This is a genomic window from Streptomyces sp. F001, assembly GCF_004187715.1.
GTDB classification, from domain to species: Bacteria; Actinomycetota; Actinomycetes; order Streptomycetales; family Streptomycetaceae; genus Streptomyces; species Streptomyces flavusporus.
In genome coordinates this window covers 405,500-423,859 of the sequence record NZ_QZWF01000004.1, presented here as the reverse complement: position 1 = coordinate 423,859, position 18,360 = coordinate 405,500, and the positions used below count along the sequence as shown (strand labels likewise).

Below are 18,360 nucleotides of genomic sequence, written 5' to 3'. Positions count from 1 at the left end.
TGTTTCGGTGGTCATAGCGTGAGGGAAACGCCCGGTTACATTCCGAACCCGGAAGCTAAGCCTCACAGCGCCGATGGTACTGCAGGGGGGACCCTGTGGGAGAGTAGGACACCGCCGAACAATTATTGAGAAAACCCCCGTGCCGTCCGGCACGGGGGTTTTCTGCGTTTAGGCTCGGTGTCATGCGCTATGACCTGGTCATCTTTGACAACGACGGCGTCCTCGTCGATAGTGAGCCGATTTCCAACCGGCTCCTGGCCGGCTATCTGACCGAGCTCGGGCACCCGACCTCGTACGAAGAGTCCATCCGGGACTACATGGGGTCCGCCATGCACCGGATCCATGAGCTTGTCCTGGAGCGTACGGGGCAGCGGCTGCCCGAAGAGTTCGACGACGTCTTCCACGGGCGGGTGTTCGCGGCCTTCGAACGGGAGTTGGAAGCGGTGGCCGGCGCCGGCGGAGTGCTGGAGAAGCTTGCCGCGGACGGGGTGCCGTACTGTGTGGCGTCCTCCGGGAGTCATGAGCGGATTCGGGTGGGACATCGGAAGACCGGGCTGGACCGGTGGTTCGAGGACGGGCGGATCTTCAGTTCGCAGGATGTGGGGCGGGGGAAGCCGGCGCCGGATCTGTTCCTGTACGCGGCCGAGCGGATGGGGGTCGAGCCCGCGCGGTGTGTGGTGATCGAGGACAGTCCGCTGGGGGTTCAGGCGGCCGTCGCGGCCGGGATGGACGTCTATGCATTCACCGCCATGACGCCTGCCGCCAAGCTGGCTGGAGCCGGCGAACTCTTCTCCGACATGGGGCAGTTGATCGACTTGCTGGTGTGAGTAAAGCTGAGGGGGATTCACCTTTGGCTGGATCTACCCACGGGTACGCCGGGGCTCTACGCTCGCCGCCATGACTGATGTGCCGCGGCGCGGCAGGACCTCGCTGGCGTTCGGCTTCTTCGCTCAGGGCGTCGCGTTTGCTCTGCTGGTGACCCGAATACCGGCCATCCAGGACCGGTACGGGGTGTCCGACGCGCTGCTGCCCGCCTTCCTGGCCGCCGTACCGATTCTGGCCGGTGTCGGGAGTGTGGCGACCGAGAAGCTGGTGAAGAAGGTTCCGCCCAGCCGAGTGCTGCGCTGGTCCCAGCCCGTCGTGCTCCTGGCGCTGCTCGGGGTCGGGGCGGGGGACCGGATGGTCGAGCTGGGGGTTGCACTCGGGGCGTTCGGGCTGGCCGTCGGGGCGTTGGACGCCTCGATGAACATGCTCGGGGTGAGTCTGCAGCGGACGTACGGACGCAGCATCATGCTCAGCTTCCATGCGGCGTACAGCCTGGGCGGGATCGTGGGGGCCTCGCTGGCGTGGGTGGGGGCGCACTGGGATCTGGCGCTGGTCGTTTCCTATCTGCCGGTCGTCGTGGTTCTGCTGCCGGCCGCGCTGGTGGGAAGTCGGTGGTACGTCGACGGGGAGGGCGTGCCCGAACGGGATGACGCGGAGGCGAAGGCCGGGCGGGTCCGTCGGCTTGAAGATGCTGTTGCCGCTCTGTCTGGTGATGACCTTCGCGTATATCGGGGATTCGACCGTCTCCAACTGGAGCGCGAAGTATCTGCAGGACGTGCTGGGGAGCAGTGAGCAGCTGGCGACGGTTCCGTACAACGTCTACATGGTGACCACGTTGGTGGGGCGGGCCGTGGGGGACTTCGGGGTGCGGCGGTTCGGGGCCGTGGGGGTCGTACGGGGTGGGGCGGTCGTGGCGGCGGCGGGGTTCGCCGTGGTGGCCGGGCGCCTGGGGCGTGGGTCGGGATGGTCGGGTTCACCTTGCTCGGGCTGGGGCTGTGTGTGCTCGTACCGCAGACGTTCGCGGCGGCGGGGCGGCTGTTTCCCGGCGCTTCGGATGCGGCTGTCGCGCGGCTCAATGTCTTCAACTACGTCGGGTTTCTGATCGGTTCGCCGTTGGTGGGAGCGTTGGGGGACGCGTGGAGCTATCGCGGGGCGATGCTCGTGCCGATGGTGTTGGTACTGGTGACACTCGTGTACGCCCGTTCGTTCGCTGCTCAACCGGACCGATACGGTGACGGGCATGAGCGGCCGCGCACAGCTGATGTGGGATGACGCAGTAACGGGTTACAACTTCGGGCCGGACCATCCGATGGATCCGGTCCGGCTGGCTCTGACCCGGAGACTGGTCGAGGCGTTCGGGCTCGATCGTGAGGTGGACGTCGTGGCGGCCAAGGCCGCCGGGGAGTCGACGTTGCGCCTTGTCCACCGGGCGGACTACATCGAGGCGGTGAAGGCGGCCTCCGTGGATCCCGGGGCGGCCGACCAGTCGTACGGGCTGGGGACATTGGACGATCCTGCGTTCGCCGGGATGCACGAGGTGTCGGCGCTGATCGCGGGGCAGTCGGTGGGGGCCGCGGAGGCCGTCTGGCGCGGGGAGGCGCTGCATGCGGTGAACTTCGCGGGCGGGCTGCATCATGCGATGCCGGCGGGGGCGTCTGGGTTCTGCATCTACAACGATGCGTCGCTGGCGATCGCGCGGTTGTTGGAGTTGGGGGCCGAGCGGGTCGCGTACGTGGATGTCGATGTGCATCACGGGGACGGGGTGCAGGCGGCGTTCTGGGAGGATCCGCGGGTTCTGACGATCTCGTTGCACGAGCATCCGCGGACGTTGTTTCCGCAGACCGGGTGGCCGGAGGAGACGGGGGCGGAGTCGGCGGAGGGGAGTGCGGCGAATGTTGCGCTGCCGGCGGGTACGGGGGATGCGGGGTGGCTGCGGGCTTTTCATGCGGTGGTGCCGGAGCTGATCGCTGATTTTCGGCCGCAGGTGCTGGTGACTCAGCATGGGGCCGATACGCATTTCGAGGATCCGTTGGCGCATTTGGCGGTGTCGCTGGATGCGCAGCGGGCGGTGCAGGTCGCCTGTCATGAGTTGGCGCATGAGTACGCCGGGGGCGCTGGGTGGCGCTGGGTGGGGGTGGGTACGCGGTGGTGGATGTGGTGCCGCGGTCCTGGACTCATCTGGTGGGGATTGCGGCGGGGCGTGCTGTGGAGCCGGAGCGGTGATTCCGGAGGGGTGGCGGCAGGAGGTTTTTGCTCGTACGCGGCAGTTGGCGCCGATGCGGATGACCGATGGTCGGTGGCCTGTGGCGTGGGGGAGTGGGAGGCGGGGTACGACCCTGCGGATCGGTTGGATCAGGCGGTGCTGGCTGCGCGGCGGGCGGTGTTTCCGTTGCGGGGGTTGTTGGCGTAGGGGTTCGTCGGCTGGGTGGTGTGGGGCTGGGCGGGGTGGGTGCGCAGCCCGGCGTTGGCGGGGTGTCGGCGTGGGCTCGGGGGGTGGGGCGCGCAGCCGCGCTGACGACTGCCCGCGGCTTGACGAGGTCTTGTTACGCCAACTGTGCGCTGTTTTCGCTGTTTTCGCGGTGGTCGTCGGGGTCCATCCGTCACGATCCCCCCATGGTGACCGTCGGAGCTCTCCGTGCGCATCTTCTGGCTGCCCGGCTTGCCGGGGTTGTGGCGACCTCGCGGGAGGAGAGCCTTCGTAGTTATCGGTTGTTCGCTGCTCGGGATCCACGGGTGCTGATCGGGATCGACCCCGAATGGTCATGGGGGCAGCGGGACTTGATCGGGTTGATGGCGGACAAGTGTGGGGTCTCGGCCGATCCTCGACATGTCTCCGGTCAGGACGTGATCGATCCGGAGCGGACGCTGGCCGCGCTCGAGGCGTTCGCGGAGCGGCTCGCCCTGGTTGCCCGGCGTGGGGCTCCGGTGCTGCTCGGTACCGGGCATCCGCACCGTTTACTTGGCTTCTACGCCGCCTTGGCGGACGCGCTGTCGGCGGCCGGATGTGCCGTACTCACACCGGCGAAGGGTCGCTGTGTCGACATAACGACCCGGTTCGGACTACGCACGTACAACCTTGATTACGTACAGGGTGTCGCGTTGGTGCGGGAACCCGGCGCTTCGGTCCCCGGTTGTGCGACCGGCGCACACACCCATTCGCCGCTCCCGGTTCGGACCGCGCTGGCTGCGATTGCCGAGGTCGGCGGGCCGCTGCCGGAGCTGGTGATCGGGGACCACGGCTGGGTCTGCGGAGCAGGTCAGCTGGGGTTCGAGGCCATTGGGCTGGCCGATACGGACGACCCCGCCCTCTTCGTCGGAGAGGCTGAGGGGCGCGTGTCCGTCGTCGTTCCACTTGATGACGCTGTGCGGTCTGATTACTACCGACCGCTTACCCGCTACGTACTCAATCGGGCGTGTCTGTCACAGTAGTCCGCCGATGGGTGCACCTCTTCCCCACTCGCATCACCCGCCCCTACATTGGGGAGTGAGCACGCAACGACGAAGAGTCACCGGAAGGGGAAGCCGGTGGCCGTCGAGTGCGGAAGGTTCAGGTGTGTCATGGCTGCAGCTGGCGAGAGGCCTCTGAACGAGGTTCAGTTCCTTACCGTGGCGGAGGTCGCCTCGGTGATGCGAGTGTCGAAGATGACCGTGTACCGGTTGGTGCACAGCGGTCATCTGCCCGCGATCCGGGTGGGGAGGTCATTCCGAGTCCCGGAGCAAGCGGTACACGAGTACCTCCGCGAGAGCTACGTGGGGGTGGAAACCGCCTGACGGCGATCCGGGGGGATCGAGCACAGGGCACTTTCGATCTCCCCGGAGCCTCGATTACGACCTCAGCGCTCGGGCGGGTAGGCTAGCCCCTCGTAGGTCGTGTGGGCCCATGGCGCCCAAACACCGAGTGATGAGAAGTGAGCGAGGGTAGTCGTGGGCTCTGTTATCAAGAAGCGGCGCAAGCGGATGGCCAAGAAGAAGCACCGCAAGCTGCTCAAGCGCACGCGCGTTCAGCGTCGTAACAAGAAGTAGTACGGCGCACTGCAACGCCGCGAAAGCGTGTCTGTGGCCCCCCACCACACCCGGTGGGGGGCCACACGCATATCCCCGGACGGACAGACCGCATACGTCCGCCCGATCACAGGTGACCGGCCCTGGTCGTACGACTGGGGGTTCTCGTCACTTGTTGCTTCGGGCAGTCATCACAGCGCAACATCAACCCGCTAAGTTGGCGAGCACACGGGGAACCCGGCAGGGACGAGGGCTGGAAGGAAGGCGCTGATCTTGGGCAAGGTCGTGCTCGTGACCGGAGTGGCCCGTCAGCTGGGGGGCCGGTTCGTACGACGGATCCAGCGTGACCCGGAAGTGGACCGGGTCGTCGCCGTGGACGCGGTACCGCCCGAGCACCATCTGGGTGGCGCCGACTTCATCCGGGCGGACATCCGGCAGCCCACCATCGCGCGCGTGCTGGCCGAGACGGCCGCCGACACGGTCGTCCACATGGATGTCACGGCCACCGCGCTGGGCAGCGGCAGCCGGGCCACGGTCAAGGAGACCAACGTCATCGGGACGATGCAGTTGCTGGGCGCCTGCCAGAAGTCCCCCACCGTCAAACGGCTGGTGGTGAAGTCCAGCACCAATGTCTACGGTTCGGCACCCCGCGACCCGGCCGTGTTCACCGAGACGACCCCGCCCAAGTCCCTGCCCAGCGGCGGCTTCGCCAAGGACACGGTGGAGGTCGAGGGGTACGTACGCGGCTTCGCGCGCCGCCGGCCCGACGTGGCGGTGTGCGTGCTGCGGTTCGCCAACATCCTCGGGCCGAGCGCCGACTCGCCGCTCGCCTCGTACTTCTCGCTGCCGGTGATGCCGACGGTGTTCGGCTACGACCCGCGGCTGCAGTTCGTGCACGAGGACGATGTGATCGAGGTGCTGCGGATCGCCTCGCACGAGCCTCGGCGGGGCACCCTGAACAGCGGCACCTTCAACATCGCCGGCGACGGCGTCCTGCTGCTCTCCCAGTGCTCCAGGCGGCTCGGCCGCCCCACGGTGCCCTTGCTGCTGCCCGCGGTCACCTGGGCGGGCACCCTGGTGCGTACGCTGGGAATGACGGACTTCTCACCGGAGCAGATCCGGTTGCTGACCCACGGCCGGGTGGTGGACACGACCCAGATGCGCGAGACGCTCGGTTTCCGACCGAAGCACACCACTGCAGAAACGTTCGCGGACTTCGCGCGCAGCCGCGGACCCGGACTCCTGCCGCCGGAGGCCCTTGCGGGGGCCGTCGACCGGATCGCCGCGCTGCCCCTCGCGGGCGGCGGCCACCCCCCGACGCAGAGCGCCAACTGAGGAGCGCAGCAACGATGGCGGACGCCAAGGTCATTCCGTTCGACGACGACCGGTCCCGCGGGAGCGCCGTGCAGCGGCCGTCGCGGCGCCGGAGTGCGGGGAGCCGGCGGGGCGGCGGGGTCGGTGAGGGCCATGAGGTCGGTGAGGTGCAGGCTCTGCCCAGTCGGGCACGTGCGCAGGATGATGGATCTGTGCCTCGTGAGAAACAGCGGGAACAGCTGCAACAACAGGAACGCCCGGACCAGCCCCACCAAGCCGCGCAGGAGTCGCAGCAGCAGCAGCCGTCCGCCGAGGACGGTCTGGAGCGGCGCATCGCGGGCGGCCTGGCCTTCCTGCGTCGCCGCCTCACCGGCGACTACGAGGTCGACGACTTCGGCTACGACGCCGAACTCACCGACAACGTCCTGATGTCCCTGCTGCGCCCGGTGTACGAGAAGTACTTCCGGGTCGAGGTGAAGGGCATCGAGAACATCCCCGCCGAGGGCGGCGCTCTGATCGTCGCGAACCACTCCGGCACGCTGCCGCTGGACGGCTTGATGATGCAGGTCGCCGTCCACGACCACCACCCGGCGGGCCGGCACCTGCGCCTCCTCGCCGCGGACCTGGTGTTCGTCCTGCCGGTCGTCAACGAACTCGCCCGCAAGCTCGGCCACACCCTCGCCTGCGCCGAGGACGCCGAACGTCTCCTCGGGCAGGGCGAGCTGGTCGGGGTGATGCCGGAGGGCTTCAAGGGCATCGGCAAGCCGTTCAGCGAGCGGTACAAGCTCCAGCGCTTCGGCCGTGGCGGTTTCGTCTCCACGGCCCTCCGGCGGGGCGCGCCGATCATCCCGTGCTCGATCGTCGGGGCCGAGGAGATCTACCCGATGCTGGGCAACGCGAAGACCGTGGCTCGCCTGCTGGGTTTCCCGTACTTCCCGCTGACGCCGACGTTTCCGTGGCTGGGTCCGTTGGGTGCGGTTCCGCTTCCGACGAAGTGGACGATTCAGTTCGGTGAGCCGATTCCGACGGGTGGTTATCCGCCGGAGGCGGCCGAGGATCCGATGCTGATGTTCAATCTGACCGATCAGGTCAGGGAGCAGATCCAGCACACGCTGTACAAGTTGCTGGTGCAGCGCCGGTCGGTCTTCTTCTGACCGAGGTGGCCGTACGACGATGGGGGCGCCCCTCCCAGGAGGGGCGCCCCCATCGTCGTACGGCCACCTACTCGGCGTCCTCGCCTTCGATGCCCAGGCCGGGCAGCAGGCCCGGGAGCAGCGGTGGGAGGGTGACGTCGGGCTCGGTGGTCGGTGGCTTGGTCGGGGACGGGGAGGCGCTGCCGGTGCCCTTCGGCGGATCGAGCAGGCCGCCGGTGTTGCCGCCGAGCAGGCCGTCGTCCTCGCTGTCGGAGTCGGTGGACCGGCTCGGGCCGCCGGTGCCGGTGCGCCCGGCGTCGGAGGAGCCGCTGCCGGTGCTGGGCGTTGTGGACCGTCCGGATTCGGTCGAACCCGGGGACTGCGCGGTCCCGGAGCCGCGCCGACCACCGTCCTCGCCGCCGTCCTGAGCCGGGGACTGCGGAAGCAGGGACTGCAGCGGGGCGACCTCCTGCTCTATGGCGTCGAACACCGACGACACCTGTTCGCTGACGTCCCCGAGTTGGACGGGCAGCCGGTCGCGCAGGGCGCCCCAGGTGTCGCGGTTCGAGCGGGAGAAGGCGGAGAGGGCCTGGATGGGCCCCAGCGAGTCGGGGTCGCGCTGGTAGGCCGCGCTCAGCAGTTGGTGGCCCTCGGAGGCGTCGTGCCGCATGCCGGACAGGGCGCGGCGGACCTCGCCCAGGGACTCGTGGTCGAGGGGGCCGCTGCGGTCGCGCTCCATCAGGCGGCGGGCTTCGTTCAGGCGGGTGGAGGCCTGGTCGAGGTACGCCTGTCCGCGCTCGTCGTCGCCGTTGGTGAGGCCGAGTTTGAAGTCCTCGATGCCGCGCTTGAGGCCGTACAGCGAGTCGCCGGGCAGGGCGTCACCGCTGGCGGCGGCGACTCCGCCGAAGGCGCCCGCGGCGACACCGACGCTGAGTCCGCCCGCGGTGAGGCCTTTGGCCAGTCGCGTACGGGGCCGAAACTTCCCGAGCGGGGCTGCCCGGTGTGCGCCGCGGCCCCGGGAGCGCTGCCCGGGCAGCGCGGGGTCGGTCGCCTCGCCGCCCTCCTGCAGCATGGCCTCGAACTGGGCCACGAGCTGCGCTCGCTGGACGGCCTTGACCTCGGGGTCCAGTTCCGGCTTGGGCAGCTCGCCGAGACTGGCCGCGAGGGCCAACAGGCGGCCTTGCTCGGTCCGTTCCGCAGCAGCCGGGGCCGGTTCGGCTTCCTCGGACTGCTCGGCCACAGTGCCCCGCTCGGACTGCTCCTCCAGGGCCTGGGCGAAGGCGTTCGCCCGCCGGTGTGCCGATACGTTCGCGATCACTGGCGGCACCTCCTCTCGTCATGACGGTCGACTCCCCAGGGGGTCCTGAGGGTTGCACGCCCTGACCGCAACCACACGAACGAGGGATCGGAGTCGGCCAGGGAGTGACCACAGGGAGCCTGCATCCCGCACAACGAGTGGCGCGGCACTTCGGTTACGGACGGCGGATGAGTGGACCGTGAACTCAACGGAGCTTCCCCGTTGGTGAGTTGGGATTGCAGGGCGTATGGATTCGGTGCGTGCGGGAGGCCGTTTGTCGTGGCCGCGTGCACGGCTGTCAGCGTGCGTCGTCCGGCAGGAGCCGGGCGAGGGTACGTACGGCGCGGTACTGGAGGGTCTTGATGGCGCCCTCGTTCTTGCCCATCACGTGGGCGGTCTCGGCGACGGAGAGGCCCTGGAGGAAGCGGAGCGTCACGCACTCCTGCTGCTGGGGATTGAGCCGGCGCACGGCGTCGAGGAGTGCGGCGTTGGAGAGGGACTCCAGGACGGAGTCCTCGGGGGAGCGTTCGACCTCGTTGGCGTCGAGCATCTCGCCGGTGGTCACCTCGAGGCGGAAGCGGCTCGACTTGAAGTGGTCGGCGACGAGGTTGCGGGCGATGGTGACGAGCCAGGCGCCGAAGTCGCGGCCCTGCCAGGTGAAGGTGCCGATCCTGCGCAGAGCGCGCAGAAAGGTCTCGCTCGTGAGGTCCTCGGCGGTCGCCTTGCCCCCCACGCGGTAGTAGATGTAGCGGTAAACGGTGTCGCTGTACTGGTCGTAGAGGCGTCCGAAGGCGTCGGCCTCGCCGGCCTGGGCGCGCTCCACGAGGTCCATCATCCGGGCGCTGTCGCTGTCGGCGGCCGGGCGGCGTGCGGTGGCCGCGCCGGCCGGGCGGCCTCGTCTGCCGACCGCGGCGCTGCCGTCGGCCAGTGCGTAGCACGGGCCCAGCGGCGCGGCGGTGGCGAATGCGGGGACGGCGTACGCGGTGGGGACGAAGCCGCGCAACAGGTCTTGGACCCTTGCGCGCAGCGTAGCCAGGCCCGAGGCGTCAACCCCGACGTGTGGGTACACGGGACTCCCAGAGGCAGAGCTTCCATCACGTGCAGTGCGGGACCTTTCACCCGTCGTGGCGACGGAGGGGTACCGGTTTGCGTCTGAGGAGAATAACGCTTCGTGCAGGCGCTGCTACGCCCAGTTGCTCAAATCATCGATTACGTCGCTTCTGTAACCGAATGACGCTCGGTCAAGTGCCACAGAATGAATGGTTGTTGATCGGAAGGGTTCGGGTTTGGGGTGGGTAAGGGGCGTGTTGTGGTCGGGTGCGGGTGGGGGACTGGTTGGGGGGTTGGGTGGGTACGGGGATTGGATTGGCCGGTGTTTCGGGTGTGCCCGGGCGTTGCGGTGGTGAGCGGGCGAGGGTTTCCGGGTGCGCCGGCGTCGGGGCTGGGCGGGGGTGGTCGCGCAGCCCGGCGCCACGGGGTGCCTCCCCACTCTCGGCTTCGCTCGAGCGGGGGGACCCCCATCGCCCACCCGTGCCGCCCTGGGGGCACCTCCCAGGCCCTTAAGGCACTGGGGGAGGCACGGGTGCCCGCAGCTACGTAGCCGGAGGGCTGAGCGGGCCAGGGGCGCGGGGCTGTATCGACTTGCGGCTCCGCCGCGTGGGCGCGATCAGCCACGACGCACCCGCAGGTGGCGTACCACACTTCCCGCGGAGCGCTCAGCGGCGGCGGCGGTGGAGGGCGATGGCTGCTGCTGTGCCGCCTGCTACGGCGCCCACGCCTGCTGCTGCCGGGATGCCGACCTTGGCTGCCTTGCGGCCCGTGCGGTAGTCGCGCAGGCGCCAGTCCTTTTCCCGGGCGTGTTTGCGGAGCTTGCTGTCGGGGTTGATCGCGTAGGGGTGGCCGACCAGGGACAGCATGGGGATGTCGTTGTGGGAGTCGCTGTACGCGGCGCAGCGGGAGAGGTCCAGGCCCTCCGCGGCGGCGAGGGCGCGGACGGCCTCCGCCTTGGCCGGGCCGTGCAGGGGTTCGCCGACGAGCTTGCCGGTGTACACGCCGTCCACCGACTCCGCCACCGTGCCCAGCGCGCCCGTGAGGCCGAGGCGGCGGGCGATCACCTGTGCGATCTCCACCGGGGCCGCCGTGACCAGCCACACCCGCTGGCCGGCGTCCAGGTGCGCCTGGGCCAGTGCGCGCGTACCCGGCCAGATGCGCTCGGCCATGTACTCGTCGTAGATCTCCTCGCCGATGGACTGCAGCTCGGCGACCCGGTGGCCCTTCACGATGGAGAGGGCGGACTCGCGGACGTCCTGCATGTGGTCCGGGTCCTCGAATCCGGCCAGCCGGAACCATGCCTGCTGCCAGGCGAACTTGGCGAGGTCGCGGGTCTCGAAGAACTTCCGCTTGTACAGGCCGCGGCCGTAGTGGAACAGCGCGGCGCCCTGCATCACGGTGTTGTCCAGGTCGAAGAACGCGGCGGCCTTGTCGTCCCCGCGTACCGGAAACTCCGGCTCCTCGGCGGGGGTGACCTGCGTGGACTTGCGCGCGGCCTCCGCCGACGCCTCGCCTGCCAACACGCTCCGCGCCGTGGCGGAGCGCCTACGGGGAGTGAGCCATCCGAGAGCGGCCATGGCGTGAGCATAGCCATTCTGTTCGGCAGTTCCGGAGTCGGCAGGTTGGAACGCTGTGAACTCTCCGCGACCGTGCCGTTAAGCAAGCGGCCGCCGCGGGGCGAGAATGGCCGACATGAGTCCCATCTTTCGGCGGAAGGCCGCCACGGCTCCCCAGGACCGGCTCGTCACCCTCGTCCGTAAACCCGGTTGTCATCTGTGTGACGACGCACAGGTCGTGATCGAGAAAGTCTGCGGTGACCTCGGCGTGTCGTGGGAGCAGAAGGACATCACCGAGGACCAGGAACTCCATGACAAGTACTGGGAGCAGATTCCGGTCGTCCTGGTGGATGGCCGGCAGCACACGTTCTGGCGTGTGAACGAGGACCGGCTGCGCAAGGCACTGACCGAGTAGTCCAAAACGGCCGGAACGTCACTTAGGATCGACGGCGTCTTGGTCTCGGGGGCGGGAATCGTTGAGGAGAGTGTTCGGTTTTGGCCTCCGCATATCTGCGCGTGACCCCGGTCACGTTGGCCGGGCAAATCGGACACTATCTTTGTGCACGCGTTCACAAAGACATAGCCTGCTTTCGACGGGGCGGTCAGGGAACGTATGACCGCCTGCAGCCCCGCTCTACCCGCAGGAGCACCGTGGCAACTGGCCGAACTCACCGACCGGCGACCCGTAGCCGAGGAATTCCCGAGGCCACCGTCGCCCGGCTTCCGCTGTACCTCCGCGCCCTCACCGCGCTCTCCGAGCGCTCGGTACCCACGGTCTCCTCCGAGGAACTCGCGGCCGCGGCGGGGGTCAACTCCGCGAAGCTGCGCAAGGACTTCTCGTACCTGGGCTCCTACGGGACACGTGGCGTGGGATACGACGTCGAGTATCTCGTGTACCAGATCTCCCGCGAACTAGGCCTGACCCAGGACTGGCCGGTAGTGATCGTCGGCATCGGTAACCTCGGCGCCGCGCTCGCCAACTACGGCGGCTTCGCCTCCCGTGGCTTCCGGGTCGCCGCGCTGATCGACGCCGATCCCGAGATGGCCGGAAAGCAGGTCGCCGGGATCACCGTCCAGCACAGCGACGACATGGAGCGGATCATCTCGGAGAACGGCGTCTCCATCGGGGTCATCACCACCCCGCCGGGCGTCGCCCAGCAGGTCTGCGAGCGACTGGTGGCCGCCGGGGTCACCTCCATCCTGAACTTCGCGCCGACCGTGCTGTCGGTGCCGGACGGCGTCGACGTGCGCAAGGTCGACCTCTCCATCGAGCTGCAGATCCTCGCCTTCCACGAGCAGCGCAAGGCGGGCGAAGAGGCCGCGCTGACCGACGGCCCCAGGCCGGTCGCCGCCACGCGCAAGCAGTCCGCCGACAAGGGGCCCGACGGGGACGTACCCGCCGTGATGCCGGCATGAGTCTTCTCGTCGTCGGGCTGAGTCACCGCAGCGCTCCGGTCAGCGTCCTGGAGCGGGCGGCACTGACCGCGGACGGCCAGATCAAGCTGGCCCAGGACACGGTCGCCGCCGAGCCCGCTGCCGAGGCCGCGGTCCTCGCCACCTGCAACCGCATCGAGCTGTATGCCGACGTGGACAAGTTCCACGCCGGTGTCGCCGAGCTGTCCACGCTGCTCGCCCAGCACAGCGGCGTCGGTCTGGACGAGCTCACGCCCTACCTGTACGTGCACTACGAGGACCGGGCCGTCCACCACCTGTTCACGGTGGCCTGCGGGCTGGACTCGATGGTCGTCGGCGAGGGACAGATCCTCGGCCAGATAAAGGATTCGCTCGCCCGGGCGCAGGAGCTGCACACCGCCGGGCGGCTGCTCAACGACCTGTTCCAGCAGGCGCTGCGGGTCGGCAAGCGCGCCCACTCCGAGACCGGTATCGACCGCGCCGGCCAGTCCCTGGTCACGTTCGGCCTGGAGCAGCTGGCCTCCGGCGGTGCCGTCGAGAAGTGGGCCCACGGCAAGCGGGCCCTGGTGATCGGCGCCGGTTCGATGTCCTCGCTGGCCGCCGCGACGCTCGCGCGTGCCGGGGTCGCCGAGGTCGTCATCGCCAACCGCACCCATGAACGTGCCGAGCGTCTCGCGCAGATCCTCAACGAGGCCGACGACACGGACGTGCCGGCCCGGGCGGTACCGATGGAGTCGGTACGGGCCGAGCTGACACGTGCCGACATCGCCGTCTCCTGCACCGGCGCCACCGGGCTGGTCCTCGACGCCGAGGCGGTCGCCGCCGCGGTCGAGGGCCGTACGGGCCACGCGGTCGCCGTCGAGGAGGGCCACGAGGAGCGTCGTACGCCGACGAGGGCCGACGCACGGAAGACGCCGCTGCCACCCGCCGGAGTCGGCGCCGACGAGGACTGTCCGCTGGATCTGACGGCTCCGGGCTTCTCCGTGATGGGCGAGGCCGCCGTGGCCGGCATGGACGCGGCGACCCTGGAGCAGCACGCCGCCTGGGCCGCGGGCAGCGCCGTCGACCGGCGTGAGGCTGCGCGTCGTACGCCCGAGGCCGACCCCGAGCTGATCAGCGCACTCGCCGCGACCGCGGCCACCGCCGGCCGTGTCCCCGAGCTCCGCAAGCCCGAGCCGGTCGCCGAGGTCCCGCGGCCCGAGCCGGTGCTCTTCCTGCTCGACCTCGCCATGCCGCGTGACATCGACGCCGCCGCGCACCGGCTGGCCGGGGTGCGGCTGGTGGACATCGAGTCGCTGGCCGAGGCCTCGGCGGACGCTCCGATGGCGGCCGACGTCGACCAGGTCCGGCGTATCGTCTCCGACGAGGTCGCCGCCTTCGGGGCGGCGCTGCGGGCCGCGCACATCACGCCCACCGTGGTCGCCCTGCGGACGATGGCCGCCGACGTCGTCGCCGGTGAGATCGCCCGGCTCGACGGGCGGCTGCCCGGCCTGGACGACAAGCAGCGCAGCGAGATCCGGCAGGCGGTGCACCGCGTCGTGGACAAGCTGCTGCACGCGCCGACCGTACGGGTCAAGCAGCTCGCCGCCGAGCCCGGCGGCGCCGGGTACGCGGACGCATTGCGCACCCTGTTCGACCTCGACCCCGAGACGGTGGCCTCCGTCTCCCGCGCCGAGGACAGCACCGAGAAGAACCGAGGGCCGCAATGAGTGACAAGGCACTGAGGCTCGGAACCAGGCGCAGCAAGCTCGCCATGGCCCAGTCCGGGCTCGTGGCGGACGCCGTGAGCCAGGTGACCGGAAGGCCCGTCGAGCTCGTCGAGATCACCACGTACGGCGATGTCTCCCGCGAGCACCTCGCGCAGATCGGCGGCACGGGCGTGTTCGTGACCGCGCTGCGCGACGCGCTGCTCAGGGGCGAGGTCGACTTCGCGGTGCACTCGCTGAAGGACCTGCCGACCACGCAGCCCGCGGAGCTGGCGCTGGCCGCCGTACCCGAGCGCGAGGACCCGCGGGACGTGATCGTCGCCCGGGACGCGCTGAAGTTCACGGACCTGCCGCGCGGGGCGCGCATCGGTACGGGTTCGCCGCGCCGGATGGCGCAGCTGAACGCGTACGCGCGCAGCCACGGGCTGGACATCGAGACGGTGCCGATCCGCGGCAACGTCGACACACGCATTCGGTATGTGCGGGACGGCGAGCTCGATGCCGTCGTCCTGGCCGCCGCCGGACTGCACCGGATCGGCCGGATCGACGACGTGACCGACTTCCTGTCGGTCGACACGGTTCTGCCCGCCCCCGGCCAGGGGGCCCTGGCGATCGAATGCGCCGCGGACAACGCGGACCTGATCGCCGCCCTCGGTGAGCTCGACGACCCGTTCACCCGGGCCGCCGTGACCGCCGAACGGTCACTGCTCGCCGCCCTGGAGGCCGGTTGCAGCGCCCCCGTGGGCGCCTTGGCCGACCTTCCCCCCCTCTCGGCTCCGCTCGAGCGGGGGGACCCCCAGGCCGACGGGCAGATTGTCAAGGAAATGCGCCTGCGGGGCGTCGTCGGCACGACCGACGGCACCCGGATGGTGCAGCTGTCCACCACCGGTCCCGTGCCCCAGACGCACGACCGGGCAGTGGCACTCGGCCGCGAACTCGCCGCCGAGATGCTTGCCCAGGGCGCGGCCGGTCTGATGGGGGAGCGAGCACATTGAGCCCCACCACCCTTCCCGCCGCCGGTCCGGAACACGGGCACGTCACCTTCCTCGGTGCCGGACCCGGAGATCCGGGACTGCTGACTCTGCGCGCCGTCGAGGCGCTGGCGAACGCGGACGTACTCGTCGCCGAGCACGAGGTGCTCGACGTCGTACGCACGCACGCCAGGCCTGGCGTCGCCGTCGTGAACACGGAGCCGGGTCCTTCTTCGGACCCCGTTCCGGGCACGGGCACGCCTCAGCTGACGGTTGTTGACGGCACGTCAACAACCGCTGGGGTCCCCGCAGTGCGGGATGCCGCACATCTTGTCATGGAGGCCGCGCGGGGCGGCAGGCGGGTCGTCCGTGCGGTGTCCGGGGATCCGGGACTTGATACGTACGCCGCTGAGGAAATGCTCGCCTGCGCCGCGGCCGGTGTTCCCTTCGAGGTCGTCCCCGGTGTTGCGGCGGCGGTCGGTGTGCCCGCGTACGCGGGTGTGCCGCTGCGGGACGCGCAGGGCGCGGACGTCCGCTTCGTGGATGCGCGGACGGCGTCGGACCGGTGCTGGACGGAGGTAGGGGCGTCGGACGGGACGGTGGTCGTGTCGACGACCCTGGACTCCGTCGCCGCTGCCGCCGGGGAGCTGGTGTCGGCCGGACGCAAGCCCGATACACCGCTGACGGTGACCGTCGCCGGTACGACGACCCGGCAGCGGACCTGGATCGCCACCCTGGGCACCATCGCGCAGACGCTGAAGCAGGCGAAGGTGCTGCCGTCGCCGGAGGGCGGGCGCCCGGTGATAGCCGTGGTCGGTGAGCGTTCCGCCGCCGCTCAGCGGGAGCAGTTGTCGTGGTTCGAGTCCAAGCCGCTGTTCGGCTGGAAGGTGCTCGTGCCGCGGACCAAGGAGCAGGCGGCTTCGCTTTCCGACCAACTGCGGTCCTACGGGGCCGTGCCGCACGAGGTTCCGACGATCGCCGTCGAGCCGCCGCGGACTCCGCAGCAGATGGAGCGCGCGGTCAAGGGCCTGGTGACGGGCCGTTACGAGTGGATCGCCTTCACTTCGGTCAATGCCGTCAAGGCCGTGCGGGAGAAGTTCGAGGAGTACGGGCTCGACGCCCGGGCCTTCGCGGGGATCAAGGTCGCCGCGGTGGGGGAGCAGACGGCGAAGGCACTCATCGCCTTCGGCGTGAAGCCGGATCTGGTGCCCTCGGGGGAGCAGTCGGCCGCCGGGCTGCTGGAGGACTGGCCGCCGTACGACCCCGTGTTCGACCCGATCGACCGGGTGTTCCTGCCGCGGGCCGACATCGCCACGGAGACGCTGGTCGCCGGGCTGATCGAGCTCGGGTGGGAGGTCGACGACGTCACCGCCTACCGGACCGTGCGCGCGTCGCCGCCGCCGGCCGAGACGCGGGAGGCGATCAAGGGGGGTGGGTTCGATGCCGTGCTGTTCACGTCGTCGTCCACCGTGCGGAACCTGGTCGGGATTGCCGGGAAGCCGCACAACGTGACCGTGATCGCCTGTATCGGGCCGGCCACCGCGAAGACCGCCGAGGAGCATGGGCTGCGGGTGGATGTGATGGCTCCCGAGCCGTCCGTGCACAAGCTGGCGGAGGCCCTGGCCGACTTCGGGATGAAGCGGCGCGCTGCCGCGTTGGAGGCGGGGGATCCGGTGACGCGGCCGAGTGAGCGGCGGCCGGGGGCTCGGCGGCGTCGGACGACGTAGTCGGCCGGGGGTGGGTGTAGCTCGCCGCGCTGGCGGGGTGCCTCCCCCACTCTCGGCTTCGCTCGAGCGGGGGCCCCATCGCCCACCCGTGCCGCCCTGGGGGTCCCCCCAGGCCCTTAAGGCACTGGGGGAGGCACGACTTGCCCGCAGCTGCGGCAACTGCGGGGGCGTGAGCCCCGACGCCTCGTCGGCAAAGGTGGGGTTCGGTCGGGCGTAGCGTAGGCGTATGACGAAGTACGGATCCTTTCCCGGTACGCGTCCCCGCCGACTGCGTACCACTCCCGTCATGCGGCGCATGGTTGCCGAGACCCGGCTGCATCCGGCCGACTTCATCCTGCCCGCGTTCGTGCGGGAGGGCGTGAGCGAGCCGGTGCCGATCGCGGCGATGCCCGGGGTCGTGCAGCACACCCGGGACAGCCTGAAGAAGGCGGCCGCGGAGGCGGTGGAGGCCGGGGTCTCCGGGATCATGCTGTTCGGGGTGCCGGAGGAGTCGAAGAAGGACGCGATCGGGACGCCGGGGACCGACCCGGACGGGATCCTCCAGGTCGCGATCCGTGATGTGCGGGCCGAAGTCGGCGACGATCTGCTCGTCATGTCCGACCTGTGCCTGGACGAGACGATCGACCACGGCCACTGCGGAGTGCTCGACGAGCAGGGGCGGGTCGACAACGACGCCACCCTGGAGCGGTACGCCGAGATGGCCCAGGTGCAGGCCGACGCGGGCGCGCATGTCGTCGGGCCGAGCGGGATGATGGACGGGCAGGTCGGCGTCATCCGTGACGCGCTCGACCAGATCGGGCGCGAGGACGTGGCCATCCTCGCCTACACCGCCAAGTACTCGTCCGCCTTCTACGGGCCCTTCCGCGAGGCCGTCGCGTCCTCCCTCAAGGGCGACCGCAAGACGTACCAGCAGGACCCCGCCAACGTACGGGAGTCGATGCGGGAGCTGGCCCTCGACCTGGAGGAGGGGGCCGACATGGTGATGGTGAAGCCCGCCGGACCCTACCTCGACATCCTGGCGCGGGTCGCGGACTCCGCGGACGTGCCCGTGGCCGCCTACCAGATCTCCGGCGAGTACTCGATGATCGAGGCCGCCGCGGAGAAGGGCTGGATCGACCGGGACCGGGCGATCCTGGAGACGCTGACCGGGATCAAGCGGGCCGGGGCGCAGAACATCCTCACCTACTGGGCCACCGAAGTGGCCCGGAAGCTGAGGTAGTTCCGGACAGGGCCTGCTGGGAGCCGGTGGGCAGGACGCCGGAGGAGATCGGGAGGGGCTGCGGAGGCTGGGGCTGGGTTTGGGCACGGCTTCATGACGATTCGGGCACCTTGCCTTCACTCCGTTTTTACCTGGCTGTAGGGTCTG

General features: G+C 69.8%; 15 protein-coding genes, 1 rRNA gene and 2 pseudogenes. 15 read left to right on the top strand and 3 right to left on the bottom strand.

Features of this window, described 5'->3' with window-relative positions; genetic code table 11:
• Positions 1 to 3: 3 nt before the first annotated feature.
• From rrf to StrepF001_RS19145, 9 genes and pseudogenes are all read left to right on the top strand, one after another.
• Positions 4 to 120: ribosomal RNA gene (gene rrf / locus StrepF001_RS19185) — 5S ribosomal RNA — on the top strand.
• A gap of 62 nt (positions 121 to 182) precedes the next feature.
• A complete protein-coding gene (locus tag StrepF001_RS19180) occupies positions 183 to 827 on the top strand; it encodes an HAD family hydrolase (protein ID WP_129799453.1) in 645 nt (214 codons plus the stop codon).
• A 70-nt stretch (positions 828 to 897) separates the two neighbouring features.
• Positions 898 to 2,097: pseudogene (locus StrepF001_RS19175) on the top strand (MFS transporter).
• Positions 2,066 to 3,235 (top strand): annotated as a pseudogene (locus tag StrepF001_RS19170) (acetoin utilization protein AcuC). Before StrepF001_RS19175 ends, StrepF001_RS19170 begins: the two co-directional pseudogenes overlap by 32 nt.
• A gap of 203 nt (positions 3,236 to 3,438) precedes the next feature.
• Positions 3,439 to 4,254, top strand: a complete 816-nt coding sequence (locus tag StrepF001_RS19165) for a phosphatase (protein WP_129799452.1) — start codon at positions 3,439 to 3,441, stop codon at positions 4,252 to 4,254.
• Positions 4,255 to 4,383: 129 nt separating this feature from the next.
• Positions 4,384 to 4,596, top strand: a complete 213-nt coding sequence (locus StrepF001_RS19160; protein WP_004984898.1) for a helix-turn-helix domain-containing protein — start codon at positions 4,384 to 4,386, stop codon at positions 4,594 to 4,596.
• Between the two features lie 153 nt (positions 4,597 to 4,749).
• Positions 4,750 to 4,848: an AURKAIP1/COX24 domain-containing protein gene (locus StrepF001_RS19155; RefSeq protein ID WP_003948845.1), complete on the top strand. Its 99-nt coding sequence runs from the start codon at positions 4,750 to 4,752 to the stop codon at positions 4,846 to 4,848.
• A gap of 252 nt (positions 4,849 to 5,100) precedes the next feature.
• Positions 5,101 to 6,162: an NAD-dependent epimerase/dehydratase family protein gene (locus tag StrepF001_RS19150; protein ID WP_129799451.1), complete on the top strand. Its 1,062-nt coding sequence runs from the start codon at positions 5,101 to 5,103 to the stop codon at positions 6,160 to 6,162.
• Between the two features lie 14 nt (positions 6,163 to 6,176).
• Positions 6,177 to 7,295, top strand: a complete 1,119-nt coding sequence (locus tag StrepF001_RS19145; protein ID WP_129799450.1) for a lysophospholipid acyltransferase family protein — start codon at positions 6,177 to 6,179, stop codon at positions 7,293 to 7,295.
• 67 nt (positions 7,296 to 7,362) lie between these two features.
• On the opposite strand, the gene StrepF001_RS19140 is transcribed toward StrepF001_RS19145, so the two are convergent.
• The 3 genes from StrepF001_RS19140 to StrepF001_RS19130 all read right to left on the bottom strand — a co-directional run bounded on the left by StrepF001_RS19140 (position 7,363) and on the right by StrepF001_RS19130 (position 11,198).
• Positions 7,363 to 8,592, bottom strand: coding sequence for a DUF5667 domain-containing protein (locus StrepF001_RS19140; RefSeq protein ID WP_129799449.1), 1,230 nt, complete (start codon positions 8,590 to 8,592; stop codon positions 7,363 to 7,365).
• Positions 8,593 to 8,869: 277 nt separating this feature from the next.
• A complete protein-coding gene (locus tag StrepF001_RS19135; protein ID WP_129799448.1) occupies positions 8,870 to 9,640 on the bottom strand; it encodes an ECF subfamily RNA polymerase sigma factor, BldN family in 771 nt (256 codons plus the stop codon).
• Positions 9,641 to 10,286: 646 nt separating this feature from the next.
• On the bottom strand, positions 10,287 to 11,198 hold the full coding sequence (locus StrepF001_RS19130) for an HAD-IB family hydrolase (RefSeq protein ID WP_129799447.1): 912 nt from the start codon (positions 11,196 to 11,198) through the stop codon (positions 10,287 to 10,289).
• 115 nt (positions 11,199 to 11,313) lie between these two features.
• Between StrepF001_RS19130 and StrepF001_RS19125 the strand changes: the two genes are divergently transcribed.
• The 6 genes from StrepF001_RS19125 to hemB all read left to right on the top strand — a co-directional run bounded on the left by StrepF001_RS19125 (position 11,314) and on the right by hemB (position 18,213).
• Positions 11,314 to 11,592: a glutaredoxin family protein gene (locus tag StrepF001_RS19125; RefSeq protein ID WP_129799446.1), complete on the top strand. Its 279-nt coding sequence runs from the start codon at positions 11,314 to 11,316 to the stop codon at positions 11,590 to 11,592.
• A 236-nt stretch (positions 11,593 to 11,828) separates the two neighbouring features.
• Entirely contained in the window at positions 11,829 to 12,593 is a 765-nt protein-coding gene (locus StrepF001_RS19120) for a redox-sensing transcriptional repressor Rex (RefSeq protein ID WP_129799445.1), read from the top strand.
• A complete protein-coding gene (locus StrepF001_RS19115) occupies positions 12,590 to 14,299 on the top strand; it encodes a glutamyl-tRNA reductase (RefSeq protein ID WP_129799444.1) in 1,710 nt (569 codons plus the stop codon). The genes StrepF001_RS19120 and StrepF001_RS19115 overlap by 4 nt, the downstream gene beginning before the upstream one ends.
• Entirely contained in the window at positions 14,296 to 15,291 is a 996-nt protein-coding gene (gene hemC / locus StrepF001_RS19110) for a hydroxymethylbilane synthase (RefSeq protein ID WP_129799443.1), read from the top strand. Before StrepF001_RS19115 ends, hemC begins: the two co-directional genes overlap by 4 nt.
• Positions 15,288 to 16,994, top strand: coding sequence for a bifunctional uroporphyrinogen-III C-methyltransferase/uroporphyrinogen-III synthase (locus StrepF001_RS19105; protein WP_129799442.1), 1,707 nt, complete (start codon positions 15,288 to 15,290; stop codon positions 16,992 to 16,994). Before hemC ends, StrepF001_RS19105 begins: the two co-directional genes overlap by 4 nt.
• A gap of 226 nt (positions 16,995 to 17,220) precedes the next feature.
• Entirely contained in the window at positions 17,221 to 18,213 is a 993-nt protein-coding gene (hemB, locus tag StrepF001_RS19100; protein WP_129799441.1) for a porphobilinogen synthase, read from the top strand.
• Positions 18,214 to 18,360 lie beyond the last annotated feature (147 nt).